Source organism: Paenibacillus sp. FSL H7-0756, assembly GCF_038006765.1.
Taxonomy (GTDB): domain Bacteria; phylum Bacillota; class Bacilli; order Paenibacillales; family Paenibacillaceae; genus Paenibacillus_AQ.
Genome location: NZ_JBBOVT010000002.1, coordinates 776618 through 795129, shown reverse-complemented (window position 1 = coordinate 795129; position 18512 = coordinate 776618). Strand labels below are relative to the sequence as shown.

At 56.8% G+C, this 18512-nt stretch carries 7 protein-coding genes; all 7 read left to right on the top strand.

The features are described 5' to 3' along the window. The first annotated feature begins 11 nt into the window (after positions 1–11). Positions 12–8951: an SDR family NAD(P)-dependent oxidoreductase gene (locus tag NST04_RS20250; RefSeq protein WP_341185845.1), complete on the top strand. Its 8940-nt coding sequence runs from the start codon at positions 12–14 to the stop codon at positions 8949–8951. Then, positions 8948–11518: an alpha/beta fold hydrolase gene (locus NST04_RS20245; RefSeq protein WP_341185844.1), complete on the top strand. Its 2571-nt coding sequence runs from the start codon at positions 8948–8950 to the stop codon at positions 11516–11518. The genes NST04_RS20250 and NST04_RS20245 overlap by 4 nt, the downstream gene beginning before the upstream one ends. Positions 11519–11612: 94 nt before the next feature. Next, a complete protein-coding gene (locus tag NST04_RS20240) occupies positions 11613–12338 on the top strand; it encodes an MBL fold metallo-hydrolase (RefSeq protein ID WP_341185843.1) in 726 nt (241 codons plus the stop codon). A 28-nt stretch (positions 12339–12366) separates the two neighbouring features. Next, the gene (fabD, locus tag NST04_RS20235) at positions 12367–15750 is read left to right on the top strand and encodes an ACP S-malonyltransferase (protein WP_341185842.1); all 3384 of its coding nucleotides are present in this window, start codon (positions 12367–12369) and stop codon (positions 15748–15750) included. Further along, the gene (locus tag NST04_RS20230) at positions 15747–15986 is read left to right on the top strand and encodes a phosphopantetheine-binding protein (protein WP_341185841.1); all 240 of its coding nucleotides are present in this window, start codon (positions 15747–15749) and stop codon (positions 15984–15986) included. The genes fabD and NST04_RS20230 overlap by 4 nt, the downstream gene beginning before the upstream one ends. Further along, a complete protein-coding gene (locus NST04_RS20225; protein ID WP_341185840.1) occupies positions 15973–17277 on the top strand; it encodes a beta-ketoacyl synthase N-terminal-like domain-containing protein in 1305 nt (434 codons plus the stop codon). The genes NST04_RS20230 and NST04_RS20225 overlap by 14 nt, the downstream gene beginning before the upstream one ends. After that, positions 17278–18510: a hydroxymethylglutaryl-CoA synthase family protein gene (locus tag NST04_RS20220; RefSeq protein ID WP_341021945.1), complete on the top strand. Its 1233-nt coding sequence runs from the start codon at positions 17278–17280 to the stop codon at positions 18508–18510. It begins immediately after the preceding gene. Positions 18511–18512: the final 2 nt, after the last annotated feature.

Genomic DNA, 18512 nt, shown 5'->3' with positions numbered 1-18512 from the left:
TGGTCAGCACAATGGGCATGGATAACTTGGATGAACGCAAAGAATTGATCTATTTCCGGGAGCGGTGGACGGAATCCGTCCCTGCTCCAGAGCCTTCAGCTGCCCCCTCCGGGGCAGAGGCTCTGCTGGTGTACATGGCAGCAGGGGACATAGAGGCCCGTGAGGCTGCAAGAGAATTAAGCCGTAATTTCACTGTGATAAGCGTTGCAGCAGGCGGTTCCTTCCACAAACAGGCAGAACATGATTACATGATTAATCCCGAGGCTGAGCAGGACTATACCGCTGTGCTGACAGATGTGAAAGGAGCGAAGCTGAACGTTACCCATGCTGTGATGCTTTGGAGGAAATCCTCATCCACAGAGGGGCCGCTTACACCAGATACTGGCGCGATGCTCACCGTATTCCACTGGATTCAAGCCTTCCATACCCTGAAGCTGCGGTTGAACCTCCGCTGGTTATCCATAGCCAGAAGCGGTGCTGAAGCAGACCCGGCTACGGAAGCCCTGGGAGCGTACGGCAGCTCGTTACAGCGGGTATATCCGCGCCTGCGTTTCACTCACATCCGGCTTGCCGACGGGGAGTACAATCTGGCAGAGCTTATCCGCCAGGAGAGTCTGCTGGACCGTTTTGCTTTTACACATGAGGCGGAATACAGGCAGGGCCGCAGATTAGAGCGGGAGTTCAGCGAGCTTGACTTGAAGGCAGGCGGCGGACCCGTTCAGCTGAAGCAAGGCGGTGTGTATATCATCTCCGGCGGAGCCGGGGCGCTGGGCAAGATCCTGAGTACACATCTCGCACAGAAACGGCAGACGAAGCTGATTCTGCTGGGCAGGCGTCCGCTTACTGCTTCCTTAAATCATCAGCTTGACGCATTGCGCACCTTAGGCGGAGAAGCGCTGTACCTGGCCTGCGATATTGCAAATCCTGCGGAGGTGCATGCGGCAGTCCGGGAGGCGAAGCAGCGGTATGGAGCGGTTAACGGTGTGATCCATGCGGCGGGACAGGTGAGCGGACAGCTTGTTTTTCAGAAAAACACCGCCGCCTTCGCAGAGGTTCTCCGGCCGAAAATCGCCGGAATCGCCGCCCTCGATGAAGCCACGCGGCACGAGCCGCTGGATTTCTTCGCCGCCTTCTCCTCAACGTCTTCCTTGCTGGGGGATTTCGGTCAATGCGACTACGCGGTGGCGAACCGGTTCATGGACCGGTATTTGCAGCTCAGGCATCAATGGATGGAGCAGGGCAGGCGGCAGGGCAAGAGCCTAAGCGTGAATTGGCCGCTGTGGGAAGCGGGAGGCATGCACCTGGACCCGCAGGGGGAACAGCTCTATTTGCAGACCTCCGGGATGGGATATTTATCCGCTGAGCTGGGAATCAGCGCTTTTGAACAACTATTGGCAAGTGAGACCCGGCAAGCCGCAGTAGTATACGGGGAACGGGCACGGCTGGAGATGCAGCTGAAGCTGAAGCCGGAGCAGGTCGCACAGGTCAAGGGAGGAAGTGTGAGGTTGGAGGAGCATACGGAGATCAACACCGGATCATTGGAACAACAGGCGATGCAGGATGTGCTGAACCTGGCGGCGCAGATTTTGCAGACACAGCCCGGGAAGCTGAACGTGGAGGAGAACATGGGCGATTTCGGCTTTGATTCGCTGTCATTGAAGGAATTCGCCGACGAATTAAGCGGAATGTATGATATTGAACTGTCACCGGCGGTCTTCTTTGCCAAAACTACACTGGAGGAGCTGCTCGCATTCCTGCTGGAGGAGTTCGGCCAGGAGCTTCAGGCGCACTATTCCGCTGTGACTCTGGCGGCTGCGCCAGCTGCTTCACCTGAACGGGCAGAGCCGCTGCTTAAGTTCCCGGCTGCGTCCGCATTGCCTCCCGTGGGGGCTGACGCTGATCCTTATCGCTTCGCAGCAGCATCCACAGACGAAGCACAGCCGCCGGAGCTGCTGCCGCTGGCCCGCAAATTCCTGGGCCGCAGCAAGACCAGCCGCACTATCGCCGCTCCGAAACAGGCAGCGCTGCGGGATGTGGCGGTGACCGGCATGAGCTTCAAGCTGCCGGGCGCCGATACGGCAGAGGAGCTCTGGCGGATTCTGGAGAACCAGGGGAACCAGATCCGGGAGATACCGGCAGACCGCTGGGATTGGAAGGCGTACTACAGTACGGACCCGCAGGCGGAGAACCGGACGAATTCCCGCTGGGGCGGCTTTATCAGCGGCCATGATACATTTGATGCGAAGTTCTTCCAGATCTCACCACGTGAAGCAGAGCTGATGGACCCGCAGCAGAGATTGTTCATTCAGGCCGTCTGGAAGGCTGTAGAGGACAGCGGGTACCGGATGTCCGCGCTTGCCGGGCAGCCGGTGGGTGTCTTCTCAGGCGTACAATTCAATGATTATCAGCAGCTTTTGTCTGCGAACATGGATAAGATTCAGGCCCAGTCCAGCATTGGCAATGCAACTGCTCTGCTCAGCAACCGGGTATCCTATCTGTTCAATTTCAAAGGGCCGAGCGAATCCATTGACACCGCCTGCTCCAGCAGTCTCGTCGCCTTGCACCGGGCGGTGAAGTCTATCCAGCAGGGAGAGAGCAGCCTTGCTCTGGCCGGCGGGGTCAGCCTGATGCTTGATCCCAATACCTATGTAGGAGCAGGAGTAATGGGCGTATTCTCCCCGGAAGGACAATGCAGAACCTTCGACCGCAGTGCGGACGGCTACGTTAAGGGTGAAGGTGTTGGAGTCATAGTGCTGAAGCCGCTGGAGCAGGCCGTAGCAGATGGAGATCACATCTACGGCGTAATCAAGGGCACTGCCGTGAATCACGGGGGGCGTGGGCATTCGCTGACTGCCCCGAGCCCGGATGCTCAGGCGGAGCTGGTGGTGCAGGCCTTCACTGAGGCGGGTGTCGATCCGTCAGCCGTATCTTACATTGAGACGCATGGAACGGGCACAGAGCTGGGGGACCCGGTGGAGATCAACGGGCTGAAGAAGGCCTTCACTGAACTGTACCGCCGCCGGGATACCCTTCCGGGTCCCGGACCGCGGATTGGTCTTGGCGCATTCAAATCGAATATCGGCCATCTGGAGCCTGCATCCGGGATTGCCGGGGTGATTAAGGTATTGCTGTCTCTCTCCAGAGGCAAGCTGCCTGGAAACCTTCATTTCAAGGAGCTCAATCCGTATATTCAGCTGGAAGGCACCCCGTTCTATGTACTGGAGCACACGAAGAACTGGGAGGCAGGGGTGAACAGAGACGGACAGCCGCTTCCGCGCTGCGCAGGTGTCAGCTCCTTCGGCTTCGGCGGCACGAACGCCCACGCCGTTATTGAAGAGTATTTGCAGCCAGTACAACCCATACGGGCTGTGCATGAACCCGCCGTATTTCTCCTGTCGGCTAAGAATTCTGAACGGCTGTGCGAGTATGCGGCTCTCCTTCAGAGCGCACTTACCGGAGCGGCGGATATACACAGGATGGCTTATACCCTCCAGACCGGACGGGAAGAGCTGGAGGAACGGCTGGCTGTCATTGGCTCGACACCGGAGGAGCTGCGGGAGGCACTGGCCGCTTATTGCGGCGGGTATCCGTCGGATTCGCTCTTCACAGGCAGTGTCCGTAAATCACGCATAGCAGCCCAAACAGCGGACAATTCCCCTGCGGGAATCGCCGGTGCCTTATCCGCTAGGAATCATGTTTTCCTCGCCAAGGCATGGACAGAGGGCAGCACCATAGATTGGACTGTGCTATACGGCAACCGGCATCCGGTAAGAATGCCCTTGCCGGGGTACCCTTTTGCACAGACCCGTTATTGGATGCCGCTGAAGGAGTCAGGCGGTGTTCCCGCCAAGACTGAAGTTCCCGTCAATGCGCTGCATGCGCTGATTGACCGGAACAGGTCCACGCTGTATGAGCAGGTGTTCGAGAAAACCTTTGCAGGTAATGAATTCTATCTGGCCGACCATGGGCATGTCCTGCCGGGCGTTGTCTATCTGGAGATGATCCGGGCAGCCGGTGCACTGGCCGCTCCCGGGCAGACCGTTACCGGAATCCGCAATGTAGTCTGGTCAAGTCCGGTTCTGGTGGACAAGCAAGCGCTGGAGGTTAGGGCTGTATTGCAGCCTGGTGCCCAAGGAATCGGTTTTCAGATCTATTCCGGACAGGACGGACAGCGGGTGGAACACGCCCAAGGCAAGCTGGTGCTTGCTTCTTCCGCAGACAGACTGCCGGAGAGCCTGGATGTCAGTCTCCTGACCGGCCGATGCAGCGGAGGGGAGCAAGAGGCGCGCTCCTACTATGAGCTGCTGCGTAGTCTGGGTGCTGAGCTGGGCCACCGCTTCTCAGGGATACAGGCCTTGTATTTCAATCCGGCAGAGGCCATCTCCAGGCTGGCCGTGCCGGAAGATCTCCGGCCGACACTGGACAGTTACCAGCTGCATCCGACTTTAACGGACGGAGGCTTGCAGTCAGCAGTGGCTTTTGCCTACCGGACAGGACTGATCGACCGGCAGGTGCTGTTCGTGCCGTTCGTGCTGGGACAGCTCGACATTATCGATGCTTCCAGTCAGCCCGCATACGCTTATGTTAAGCGCTCGCCGGGCCAGGGACTGAAATTCGATATTGCGTTCCTGACGGAAGCCGGAAATGTGGTCTCAAGAATGAAGGAGCTTACGCTCCGCCCGTTCCAGGTGAACCCGCATGCAGAAGCTTCATCTTCCTTGCCGGAGCCGAAGTCCAGTGCAGGTGAACTGGTCTATCTGACCCCAAGCTGGGTGGAGAGTGCTATAGAACCGCTGGCAGAACCCTCCGCTTCAGGAGTCACCCTCCTGGTCATGGGGGCTCCCGTTGAACAAGAGGCCCAGCCAGGCGCTGAATTTCCTGCCGATGCCATACAGGTAAAATCCGCTTCAATCTACTGCAAGCTGACCGCAGATCAGGTTCAGCTGAATCCGTCCGATCCGCAGAGCTATGCAAGACTGGCAGAGGATTACAGCATCGCTGAGGATACGCGACTGCAGATTATCTATCTGCTTGGCAGTCCGGGCTGCCGGACAGTCAAGGAACGTGTGGACAAGGATATCTATCCCGTGTTCCACCTGTGTAAATGGCTGGCCTCCATCCGCTTCCGGCATCCGGTCCGTCTGGTCTGCATCTACCGTAATAGGCAGACAGTCGCCGAGTATAGCGCACTGTCCGGCTTCTTCCGCTCAGCCGCACTGGAGAATCCGAAGCTTCAGGGCAGCCTGATCCAGCTCAAGGATCACAGCAGATTGAAGGATGTACTGGAGCAGGAGCTTTCAGACAGCAGACCTGAATATGAGGTCAAGTATGAAGACGGCACCAGATATAGCCGGCGCTTAATTCCCTCACTGCCGCTTGCGGGCAGCACAGGCAAGCTGAAGACCGGCGGTGCTTATATGATTGTCGGCGGGCTGGGCGGGCTGGGCTACAAGGTGGCCGAGCATTTGGCGGCAAAGTATCAGGCCCGGCTGATCCTCTGCGGCAGAAGCATAAGCGCCGACCCCGCCAAGCTGGAGCGGCTGAGGGTTCTTGGCGGTGATGCAGCCTATCTCCCGCTGGATTTAGCAGACGAGAAGACCGTAGAGCTGGCGGTAACAGCAACCAAAGAAATCTATAACCGGCTGGATGGAGTCATCCACTCCGCAGGTGTCATTAAGGATTCGCTGCTGGCCAAAAAGAACATGGCGGATATAGCCGAGGTGCTGAGTGCCAAGGTATACGGAACAGTTCATCTATACCGGGCGCTGTCCCGCGACAATCCGGAGCTGCTGTTCCTGCCGTTCTCTTCATCCACCGCGCTGATCGGCAATATCGGACAGAGTGACTATGCTTATGCCAACAGCTTCTTGGATCATTATGTGGCACTTATGAATGAGAAGCGGGGCAGAAGGGATACCGCAGTGAACTGGTCCTTGTGGGACAAGGGCGGCATGCAGGTGGACAGCGGGACAAGGGAGCTATTGTGGACGAGATTCGGGATGCTGCCGCTATCCGATCAATCAGGACTGCTCGCCCTGGAAGAGAGCCTGTCCTCACCGGAAGCCCAGGTGATGGTGGTCTCCGGCGACAAGGAGAGAATTATTCAGGCATTCACCGGGACAGCGGGACAGCCGAAGCGCCAGCTAAGACAGCCGGAAGGCTGCGATAGCGCCGCGCATGCGGTTACCGGACGGAGCCGTCAACTGGAGGAGGCACTCATCGGGATTATGGCAGAGATCCTTAAGAGCGACCGGAATGAGATTCACCGGGAGTCCGACCTTGCTGAGCTCGGATTCGATTCCATCTCGTTCACCGAGCTGTCGAATGCCGTTAACCGCACGCTTGGGGTGGAAATCACACCTACGCTGTTCTTTGAGCAGTCTACACCAGCTGCAATTGCGGAAGCGGTCTACGGGGAGTTCCGGTCCGCGGTAGACCGGTATTTTGCGCCGGAGGAGGAGCTTAAGACCGGTCATCTGACGGTTCAAGCGAAGCAATCAGAGTCTGAGCAATCCGCCCTTAAGGCTCAGGCTGCCTTCAGACTGATGCACCCTGAACCGGGTACTGGGGCAGCCCAGGCTCTGCAATCAGCGAGTTCAGCCGCACAGCCGGGACAGACTACGGGTGTTCTGCCCGGTGCCAGAGAGCCTATCGCCATCGTGGGCATGAGCGGGATGATGCCCGGAGCAGACGACCTGGAGCAGTTCTGGTCCAATCTGGCGGCACAGAAGGATATGGTCACTACCATTCCCGAAGACCGCTGGAGCTGGCAGGAACGGTACGGTGATCCGCGCCGGGAGGCCGGGAGAACAGATGTTAAATACGGTGCATTCCTGAAGCGCATTGATACGTTTGATCCGTTATTCTTCGGTATTTCACCAGTGGAGGCGGAGAAAATGGACCCGCAGGAGAGACATATGCTTCAGACCGTATGGCATACGCTGGAGAATGCGGGCTACAAGCCGGAGACGCTGTCGGGTACCCGGACCTCGGTGTTCATCGGGGTATCGAACGGGGATTATCAGGAACTGCTTCTTAAGGAGGAGATAGCCACTACACTGACCCGCACGATGCTGACCAACCGTATCTCCTATTTCTTCAATTGGAGCGGACCGAGCGAGCCGGTGGATACAGCCTGCTCCAGCTCACTGGTGGCAATCCACCGTGCGGTGGAGTCCATCTGGAATGAAGGCTGCCCTTATGCGGTAGCAGGCGGAATCAACCTGATTGCCAGCCCGAACCTATTCATTGCGGGTGGAAGTCTGGGGATGCTCAGTAAGGACGGGAAATGCAAGACCTTCGACAAAGACGCCGACGGGTATGTACGGGGCGAAGGTGCGGGTGCGCTGCTGCTGAAGCCGTTGTCCGCCGCCGTCAGGGATAAGGACTATATTCACGGGGTGATCCGGGGAACTGCGGTCAATCACGGAGGGAAGTCGAATTCAATCACTTCGCCGCATGCCAAAGCCCAGGCTGAGGTAATTATCCGCGCCCATGCAGCGGCAGGGATAGACCCTTCCACGGTTACTTACATCGAGACACACGGTACAGGCACCAGCCTGGGCGATCCGATTGAGGTCGAAGGATTGAAGAAAGCCTTCAAAGCCCTTTACCAGCATTGGGGCAAGCCTGAATCCGAGCTGCCGCAATGTGTAATCGGTTCGGTTAAAACGGCGATTGGCCATCTGGAATCAGCGGCGGGCATCGCGGGTGTCAGCAAAGTGCTGCTGTCGATGAAGCACGGGAGCATTCCGGGAAACATCCATTTTGAGGAGCTGAACCCCTATATCAAGCTGGAGGGCAGCGGGCTTAGCATTGCGGAGCACACGGTTCCATGGAAGCCGCTTACCGGCAGCCGGGACAGCGTCATTCCGCGCAGGGCAGGTGTCAGCGCATTCGGCGTAGGCGGGAGCAATGCCCATATCGTGCTGGAGGAATACCGCAACCCGCCGGCGGAGGTCCCTGAACAGGGCCGCAACCCGCACATCATTATTCTCTCTGCCAAAAGCGGGACCAGCCTCAGGGAAAACAGCCGCAGGTTACAGGCCTACATTGCCCGCATGTTGACAGCTGAAGCGCCCAGTCCTGCGCTGAATAACAATATCCACAGCATCGAGACATGCCTGCTGCGGGACGTCACCGCCTTATTCAGAGAAGTGATGGCGCTTGACGGGGAGGAAATTGATCCGGGAGCGGAGCTTGAGGAATACGGGCTGGATGCGGTCAAGACACTGCAGCTTCTGGAGCTGCTGAGGGACAAATTCGGACTTGAGTTCAAGGATGCCGTCTACGGCTTCTCTTCACTTGGCAGTCTGGTGATGTTCCTGATGCAGCACGATCCTTCGGGGATCAGCAACTATTATGAGCTGCGGTACCATACAGTTCTCCCTGAAGAAAAGGTCTGCCTGCATGACAGTCTGACTCTGGAGCAGCTGGCCTACAATCTTCAGACCGGACGCGCCGAGATGACGGAGCGGCTGGCTATTGTGGCGGACAGTCTGAGCATGCTGCACGGGAAGCTGGAGGCCTACCTGTCCGGGCGTCAAGGCCAGTCCGGCATCTACGAAGGGCAGAGCAGCCAGCGCTCGGCGCTCAGCCAGCTGTTCGACGGCGAGGAGAGCCGCCTGTTCCTAAGTGAGCTGCTGCTTGCCCGGAGACTGGATAAGCTGGCGGAGCTCTGGGTGCAGGGAGTATCCATCGACTGGAGCAGCTGGTACCCGCAGCCTATGCGCAAGACACCGCTGCCCGAATATGCTTTTGACGAAGAACGTTATTGGCTGCCAAGTCCGGTGAAAGCTCCTGAAGGAGAAGCGCCTGTCCTGCCCGCCTTCACTGAAGAAGCATCCGAAGTCTTGGACGATAACCAGCTGCTGATGTGGCTGAACAAGCTGCATAACAGGGAAATAAGCGCCGAGAATCTAAATCTGTTAGTGGGGGATCTCCTGGAATGAGCACCTATTCGAGAATGCAGCTGTTGAAGCTGGTAGAGAATCAGCAAATGTCACCGGAGGAAGCGTTGAAAATCATTAGAGAGAGCAGCACGCGGCCTTCCGGTATGCCGGTACAGCCGCCGCAGAAGATGCAGGAGGAGCCGCTATATGGAGCAGCCTCGCCCCCTGCGCCAGCGGAGCGGCTGAGTTCGGCCGGATCATTGAATAAGCTGCTGGCAGAGGGGGTATCTGCGCTGCTGAAGGTACCGGCAGACAAAATCCGCCCGGATGACGACTGGAAGAGCTTCGGGTTCGATTCTATCAGCTTCACGGGCTTTCACAGCTTTTTGACCGAACGCCTGGGGTTCAGCTTTCCGCTGGACAGTTTCTTTGAATACAGCACGATCAACAGCTTAAGCGGATATTTGCTCGCTTCCTTTCCCGAAGCAGCAGTTCAGGGCCTCAGCGGAACAACCAATGTACAGGACAAGGAGCAAGTTAGCTCTCCAAATTACCAGCCTGAAGAGAGCCCGCGGGCCCCGCAGGATTCCCTGTGGCTGGTCAACAGCGCGGACCGCTTTTTCCTTGACTTCTGGAGCAAGCTTGACGGCTCTTCCGCAGCCTCGGCCAAGACAGGTTATCAAACGCTGTCTGTATCCGAGCTGGATCGTGTGCCGCACAAATATATACAAGTATTGGTCAATACCTCCGCCGGACAGAAAATAGAAGCGGTGATCTCGGGGAAGGGCAAGCCGCTGGTGATTGTCGGCGGGGTGGGGATGGCCTCGCCGATGATTCTGCATCAGCTTGATTATTTCTCCAGCCGCTGCCGGGTCATTAGCATTCATAATCCGGGCTGCGGTCTCAGTGAGGCTATTGATAATTACTCGTTGGAGCATAGGGTCCAGGTGATTGCCGAAGTATTGGACCGGCTGGGAGTGACGGAAGCGGCGGATGTGATCGGCATATCCTGGGGAGGGCTGATCGGACAAACGTTCAGTGTCATGTACCCGCAGCGGGTCTCCAGTCTTATTCTGGTCAGCTCCATCTATGAAATCGTCAATGAGAATCCGCAGATGAACGCCGACTCGGCCATGCGCAAGGATTTGGAAGCCGTCGACCACGGGCTCGATTCACTGGAACTGATGGAATACGGGAAGAGCATCGACAAGCAGATTTTCACGAAGTATATGGAATATTATCTGCCCGACAATCACCGCAGCTACTCTACTGCCGGACTGCTCGGCCGTATCCGGGTGCCGGTACTGATCGTCTGCGGCAGGAAAGACACCATTATCAATACCCGGCAATCTGCAGAAATGGCAGCTGCCATCCCTGGTGCCCATAGTCTGGAGCTGGCGGATGCTGCCCATTTCCTGTTCATGACGCATCATGGCGAACTTAACCGGGCTGTGGAAGAGTTCATCTTCCCGGCGGAACCCGCTCCCTTCCGTCTGCAGGACAACAGCGCGCTCCTGAAGGACAAGGAGGAACTGCACCTGTCGGAGCTGGATATAAAAGGAATTGAAGGCTATGCCGGTCTGGAGGATCGCCTGAATGAATTGTGCATGAGCTATGCCTACAGGTATATCAGTCAATGCGGCTTCGATACTTCGCCTGGGGCAGTCCATGACCGGACCGTCTGGGTGAAGCAGTTGAAGCTTCTCCCGGCGTATAGCCGGCTGCTGGATTGTATGATCGGCATGCTGGCAGAGGATGGGGTGGTCAGACTGCTCGGCAGCCGTCTGCAATTCATCAAGCCCGAAGCGGAGATTCCTGAACCGCAGAAGTTATACGAGGCTTGTCTGGAGGATTATCCCGAATTCCGGGGAATGCTCCGGTTCCTGGATTATTGCTGCGCCAATTATAAGGAGGCCCTCAGCGGGGCCATCCCGCCGGTCAGTGTACTTTTTCCCAAAGGCAGCGCGGATGCACTGGAGCAGAGCAACCGGGATACGGCAGAGCATGGAAGGGAGCGGGTCTATGCCAGGGTAACACATGATATTCTTGCTTCCTTAATCTCTAAAGCCCGCAGCGGCAAGCCGGTTCATATCCTCGAGATTGGCGGCGGGACCGGCTTGTTGACCCGTCAGCTGCTCGATCTGGCCGCACTGCCGAATGTGAATTACTGCTTCACGGATATAGGGGAATATTTCATTACCAAAGCGAAGGATAATCCCGACTTCCACGCGCTGCATTTCAGCACCTTCGATATCAGCAGCAATCCGGCAGATCAGGGCCTTGCACTGCACAGCTTTGATGCTGTGGTTGGGCTGAATGTAGTCCATGCAACAAGAGATATAGGCGTGACACTGGAGCACCTCCGGCAGGTGCTTGTACCGGGTGGTCTGCTGATGCTGATCGAGGCCTGCCAGCGGCGGCGCTGGGTGGATATGGTCTGGGGGCTTGCCGAAGGCTGGTGGCTGTTCGAGGACCGGAAGCTGCGCGATAGCTCTCCGATCATAGACCCGTATGCCTGGGAGCAGGCATTCGCAGATGCGGGCTACAGGGACATTCATCTCCTGCCGGGAGACGATGAACGGCGCTTTATGGCGGACTGTATTCTCATCGCGGGACACAGACGGTAAATATACTATAAATTGAAACAAAAATTAACATTATACAGCATAAACATTCATTGACAGTCAGAGAACGAGTAGATGATAATTTAGTAGATTAGTAGTGAAAATTCTGGAAAATATGACACAGCAAATCTTCAAGGAGGCGGGCATGGAAGCGACCTATGATCTGTTTACGCTTAAAACGCAGTGCATGACTTTTTTTAACTACGCTTATCTCGGTATTGACAAGACCTCCCGCAAAGCTTTTGTGGTTGATCCGTCCTGGGATGTATCGCAGATGATCCGTATTTTGGAGTCACATGACGCCTCGCTTGAGGCTGTGCTGCTGACCCACTCTCATTTTGACCACACCAATATGGTAAAGAAGCTCGAAAGGCTCTACCGTCCCACCGTCTATATCTCCAAAACAGAGGCGGACTACTATAAATACCGCTGCAACCGGCTCAGAACCGTTGAAGACATGGACCGGATTCACATTGGAGATTCAGCAATCACCTGTCTAGTGACCCCCGGGCACACCCCGGGCAGCGTCTGTTACTGGGGCGAAGACCATCTGTTCTCCGGCGATACGGTATTTATCGAAGGCTGCGGCTTATGCGACAGCGACGGCGGTTCGGCAGAGGATATGTTCTACAGCATCCACCGGCTGATCCGGCTGATTCCGCCAAGCGCACAGGTATTCCCGGGTCATTCCTTCGGTGATCCGCCGGGCAAAGAGATGAGCTATCTTTACAAGAAGAATCTGTATTTTCAGATCGATGATATCAATCATTTTGTGAAATACAGGAACCGCAAGAATAATGCCAGAGTGTTTGATTTCAAATAAGCCGCTCCACATTCGGGAGGTACGGAAAATGCACAGCGAAATGGTGTTTATGTTCTCCGGGCAAGGCTCACAGTACCACAAGATGGGGTATGAATTGTTCGAAAAGCAGCCGGTATTCCGTCAATCAATGGAGCGTCTGGACCGGATCTTTCATGAGCTGACCGGCAAAAGTGTGATTACAGAGCTGTATCTGGGCACAAAGCGCAAAGGCTCCAAGTTCGAAGATATTGTCTATTCCCATCCCGCAATCTTCATGGTTCAGTTTGCGCTGGCAGAAACATTGGCGGCAGAGGGCATCACCCCGCGCTATACACTGGGTGTCAGTCTTGGAGAGTATGTTGCGCTGGCAGTAGCTAAAGTGCTGACGCCGCAGCAGGCACTGGAGCTGATCGTGAAGCAAGTAGAGCTGCTCCGCGCAACCTGCACTACTGGTGCGATGATTGCCGTACTGGATCATGAACAGCTCTATCACGGGAACGCAGAGCTGAATACCCGCTCAGAGCTGATTGCGGTGAATTTCGACCAGCATTTCACCATTGCCTGCAGACGCGAGCAGGTTAAGGAAGTCCAGAAGTTCATCAAAGAGCGCGGCGTAGCCAGTCTGAAGCTGCCTGTGAACTATGCCTTTCACTCCTCATCCATCGACGGACTGGAGGAGCCTTACCGTACATATTTACAGAAGATAGAGTATAAGACTCCGGCCGGGGAAGTCACTTTGGTATCCTCTATGGCCGGAGGAATCGTGCAGAAGGTGGATGAATCGTTCCTGTGGGATGTGCTGAGGAAGCCGATGAACTTCCGGGGGGCACTTGAAAGTCTGGCTGCCGGAGGAGAGCGGTTCTTTCTTGATCTGGGTCCTTCCGGTACCCTGGAGAATTTCAGCAAATACATTCTGGGGAAAAAGCAGGCAGGGCAAGTCCGGTCCGTAATTACGCCGATGGGCAGTGAATGGAAGAAGCTGAATGAGCTCGTGGCTGATTGTACGCAAATGAACCTTGAGAAGGAGGCGGAGGAGCCGCTGATGAGCAAGAAAGCCTATTTATTTCCGGGGCAGGGTGCACAGTTCGTTGGCATGGGAGGCAGTCTGTTCCAAGAGTATCCCGAATATACAGCGATTGCGGACCGGGTGCTCGGTTATTCCATTGAAGAGCTGTGCCTTAGGAACAGCACTAAGCTGCTGGATACTACTGCTTATACGCAGCCTGCGCTCTATGTCGTTAATGTGCTGTCCTATCTTAAGGAATTACAGAAGGGAAGCGGAACACCGGATTTCGTAGCCGGGCATAGCCTGGGTGAGTACAGTGCGCTCTATGCGGCGGGTGTGTTCGATTTCGAGACTGGACTGAGAATTGTGCAGCAACGGGGCGCACTGATGAATTCAGCCACCGGCGGCGGCATGGCCGCAGTCATCGGGCTAACGGAGGAAGAGGTCCTGCGGATTCTAGCACAGAACAGTCTCGACCAGCTGGATGTGGCTAATCTTAATACACCTACGCAGATTGCTGTCTCCGGTCTGAAGGAGGATGTCGAAGCCGCCAAAGAAATCTTCGAGAAGAGCGGTGCTTCCGCTTATGTGATTCTGAATGTCAGCGGTGCTTTTCATTCCCGGTATATGCGCCCTTCAGCGATGCAATTCCGGGAATTCCTCAGCCAGTTCGAGTTCGCGCCGCCGTCTATTCCGGTCATTGCCAACCTGACAGCCCGGCCGTACTCGGCAGACGGCGCTCTGCACTTTATGACCGAGCAGATGATCAGCAGTGTGAAATGGTCCGAATCTGTCCGTTATCTCATGGGCAGGCACCCGGACATGGAGCTGACCCAGATCGGCCCGGGACATGTAATCGCAGGACTGGTCAGCAAAATTCAGCGCGAAGCCGGAGCGCTCATCGTCGATGATGCCGCCGAAGCGGCACTGGCCATCGCGGAAGCAGCCGCGACCGCCGAAGCAGATACGCTGCCGGATACGGATGACAAGGCTGCGGTTCCAGCCGTGGCTGTAACGCCGGAAGCTGACGAGGCTGCGGAAATCTTGGAGGCTGCAGAAGCCGTGACGCAAGAGCAGCCAGCCCTTGGAGGAGCTCTCACCGGGACCGGGCTGGGAAGCCCGGTATTCAAACACCGGTACGGATTGGACTATGCATATCTGATGGGAGGCATGAATGACGGAATATCTTCACAGGAGCTGGTTGTGCAAGCCGGGAGAGCCGGCTGTCTCGCCTTTCTGGGAGCCGGCGGCATGAAGGCAGCGGAGCTTGGGAATGCAATCCGCCATATCCGCAGGGAACTCGGGGACAGCAAGCTTCTTGGGGTGTCAGTCACCTATCACGCGATCTATCCGCAGCAGGAGGAGCAGCTGATCGATCTCCTGCTCCAGGAGAAGATCAGGCTGGTTGAAGCATCCTCTTACCTCACCTTGACGCCAGCACTGATTAAATACCGTCTGCTGGGCCTTACACGGGCGGAGGATGGTACTGTGCAGAGCAGCCACAAGATCATCGCCAAGGTCTCGCGGCCCGACATTGCCTCCATGTTCATGTCGCCCGCTCCGGCCCGCATCGTGGACAAGCTGCTGGCACAGCGGCAGATTACGGCGGAGCAGGCGGAGCTGGCCCGGCTGGTTCCAGTTGCCGATGATCTCTGCGCGGCCGGAGATTCGGCCGGGCCGACGGATCAGGCCAACCTTCTGAGCCTGCTGCCGACGCTTATCCGGCTGAAGAAAGAGCTGGCGGTCACCTTCGCTCCGGTGAGCAGGATGCATATCGGCGCTGCCGGAGGCATCGGAACACCGGAAGCCGCCGCAGGACTGTTCCTGATGGGTGCGGATTTCATCCTGACCGGGTCGATTAATCAGTGTACGGTGGAGAGCGGCACCAGCCCGGAGGTCAAGGAGCTGCTGGCGCAGGTGAGTGTGTACGACATGGCATATGTGCCTTCCCGGGAGCTGTTCGAGCTGGGCGGCAAGGCCCAGGTGGTCAAGAAAGGGCTGTTCTTCCCGGCTAGAGCCAACAAATTATATGAGCTGTACCGCAGCACCGCCTCTATTCAGCAACTGGACAGCAAGACGAAGTCCCAGCTCGAAGACAAATACTTCGGCCGGCCTTTGGCGGATGTTCTGGAGTCCAGCCGCCAGGCGATGCCTCCAGAAGAACAGGCTGCTGTCCAGGCAGATCCGAAGCAGCAGCTTGCCGCCGTCTTCAAATGGTATATGACCCGGGCAAGAACATCCGCGATCTCCGGGGATTCGGGCAACAAGGTCAATTACAGCATCATGTGCGGCCCTGCTATGGGAGCCTTCAACCAATGGGTGAAGGGAAGCCCGCTGGAAGTCTGGAGAAACCGCCGGGCCGGCGATATAGCGGTCAGGATAATGGACGGGGCAGCCCGGATTCTAAGAGGAGAGGGATACGAATGAGCAAAGATCAGGTACTGGAGATTATGAAGCTGAAGATGATCGATATCCTGCCGGACTTAACGCCCGGGCAGATCCGCAGAGAAGTGAGCATGAAAGACCTGGGGGCGAACTCCATTGACCGGTTCGATATTATCTCCGACACCATGCACGAATTGAAGCTCAGAATACCGCTGCTCCAGTTCGGAAGTTTGAAGAATATCGGAGAGGTCGTAGATTTCCTGCATGAGAATCTCTGAGCGCACCCCCGGCTACCGGTATGCTGATTACCGCCCGGTATACGTTACCGGGATGGGGATTGTCAGCGCGGCTGCAAACGGCACCGAAGCCTTCAGCCGGGCGCTGCGGCACGGACGCAGCGGAATAGGCTATCTTGAAGGGTTAACCTATGCGGACGGGCAACCGCTGATCGGCGCAGCCCTGCCGGAGGAAGGGCTTGAGCCAGCCTTCCTCTGTTACAAAGGGGATTTATCGCGGAATGCCGGCCGGTTGTTCCGTATCTCCGGCAAATCGGTTAAGGCCTCAGCACTGGCCGCTGCCCAGGCCTGGCAGCAGGCGAAGCTGAATGTAACCAAGCCTGAGGCGGAGCGGATTGGACTGATCGTAGCCGGAAGCAATATTTCACCGGCAATCAGCTATGCAGCCATGACGGAATACGGGGGGCAGCCGGAGCTGCTCCATCCCCGTTATGCTCTGAATTACATGGATACCTGCCAGCTCGGGGTACTAAGCGAAATGTTCGGCATCCGCGGAGAAGGGGCCACGGTTGGCGGGGCTTCAGCTAGCGGCAATGCGGCAGTGCTTAGAGCAGCGCAGATGATTCAGCTTGGCATAGCCGATGTCTGTATGGTTATTGGTCCCCTGGCCGATCTGTCCCCGCTGGAGCTGCAAAGCTTCCTTAATATAGGAGCCTACGGCGGCCGGAGCTTCCATTCGGCCCCTGCTCATGCCTGCCGTCCGTTCGACAGCCGGCATGAGGGCTTCATCTTCGGGCAGGCCGCCGCCTGCCTGATCCTGGAGGGAGCAGACAGCGCGGAGGCCCGGGAAGCAGAGGTACTGGCCACCATTGCGGGGGGCGCAGCTTCGCTGGATGCCCATAGCCTGTCCGATCCGAATGAGGACGGACAGGTGCGGACCATGGAGCTGGCGTTGCGTACCGCCGGACTTGGCCCCTCAGCGGTAGATTATATCAATGCGCATGGCACCTCAACACCGCTGGGGGATGTGACAGAGCTGAGATCCATCGCCCGGGTATTCGGCAGCCACACGCCTGGCCTGTGGCTGAATTCGACCAAAACACTGACCGGACATTGTCTGTATGCGGCCGGAGTAGTTGAAGCCGTGGCGACGATTCTCCAGATGCAGGGGGAATATCTTCATCCGATGCCCTGGCTGGAGGAGCCGGTTAGCCCGAATTACCGGTTCGCCGCGAGGCAGGCGGAGCCTGCAAGCATTACCTGCGGACTCAGCAATTCCTACGGCTTCGGGGGAATCAACACCGGGATTATTATCAGAAAAGGAGCAAGCTGAATGCGTGTGGGGATTGAGAGCATCAATTTTTACGGAGGACCGGCGGTAATTCCGGCCCGGACGATCTTCGAGGGCCGGGGGCTGGACCTCAGCCGGTTCGACAACCTGATGATGGACCGCAAGTCGGTGGGCGTAGCCTGCGAGGATGCTGTAACCGGCGGGGTCAATGCGGCGAAGCCGATTATTGACGCTCTGAGCGAAGCGGACAGAAACCGGATTGAGCTGGTCATTACAGCCAGCGAGTCGGGCGTCGATTTCGGTAAATCACTCAGCACCTATATCCATGACTATCTGGGCCTCGGCCGTCATTGCCGCTTATTCGAGCTGAAGCAGGCCTGCTACGGCGGCACCGCCGGACTGCATATGGCTGCGTGCTTTATCGCCTCGGGGGCGTCTCCGGGAGCCAAGGCACTAGTCATTGCTACCGATGTTGCCAGGGCGGCTGCCAAAAGCACCTATGGGGAGCCGACCCAGGCTGTCGGAGCCGTAGCGATGCTGATCAGTGCCAATCCTGAGATTCTGGAGCTGGATTTCGGCGCTACCGGCCATTACAGCTATGAGGTAATGGACACCTGCCGTCCGCTGCCGGAGATCGAGACCGGTAACCCGGATTTGTCGCTGCTGTCCTATCTGGACTGCCTGGAGAACGCCTACAAGAATTATAAGGACAAGGTGGACGGTGTCGATTTCCGTGAGACCTTCGATTACCTGGCCTTCCATACGCCGTTCGGCGGTATGGTCAAGGGCGCGCACCGCAAGCTGATCCATGATGAGCTGAAGCTGAGGGGCTCTGCGGTCCAGCAGGATTTTGAGCAGAGAGTGGCCCCGTCCCTGACCTACGGCATGCAGGTGGGGAATGTCTATTCCGCCGCCTTGTACCTCAGTCTGTGCAGCTTGATTGACCAGGCGGATATTCAGGATTACCGCAGAGTCGGGTTGTTCTCCTATGGCTCTGGCTGTTCATCTGAATTCTACAGCGGGGTAATTACACCGGAATCCGTCAGGAAGCTAAGTGCAATGAACATACAGGGGCATCTGGACAGCCGCTACGAACTGACCTTTGAGGAATACGACGATATTCTGGATCAGAACGTGGAGTGGCTGTTCGGAATCCGCGATAAGAAGGTGGATTTCTCCAGATTCAGCGGGATTTATGATCACTTCTTCAAGGGCAAGGGTTACCTTGTGCTGACAGAGGTCGATGACTTTCACCGCAAGTATGCGTGGAGTTGACC

Bases quoted from the DNA above. Each gene is read 5' to 3' on its own strand.
- NST04_RS20245 (WP_341185844.1), top strand. From the start codon at position 8,948: ATGAGCACCTATTCGAGAATGCAGCTGTTGAAGCTGGTAGAGAATCAG.
- NST04_RS20225 (WP_341185840.1), top strand. From the start codon at position 15,973: ATGAGAATCTCTGAGCGCACCCCCGGCTACCGGTATGCTGATTACCGC.
- NST04_RS20250 (WP_341185845.1), top strand. From the start codon at position 12: ATGGGCATGGATAACTTGGATGAACGCAAAGAATTGATCTATTTCCGG.
- NST04_RS20230 (WP_341185841.1), top strand. From the start codon at position 15,747: ATGAGCAAAGATCAGGTACTGGAGATTATGAAGCTGAAGATGATCGAT.
- fabD (WP_341185842.1), top strand. From the start codon at position 12,367: ATGCACAGCGAAATGGTGTTTATGTTCTCCGGGCAAGGCTCACAGTAC.
- NST04_RS20220 (WP_341021945.1), top strand. From the start codon at position 17,278: ATGCGTGTGGGGATTGAGAGCATCAATTTTTACGGAGGACCGGCGGTA.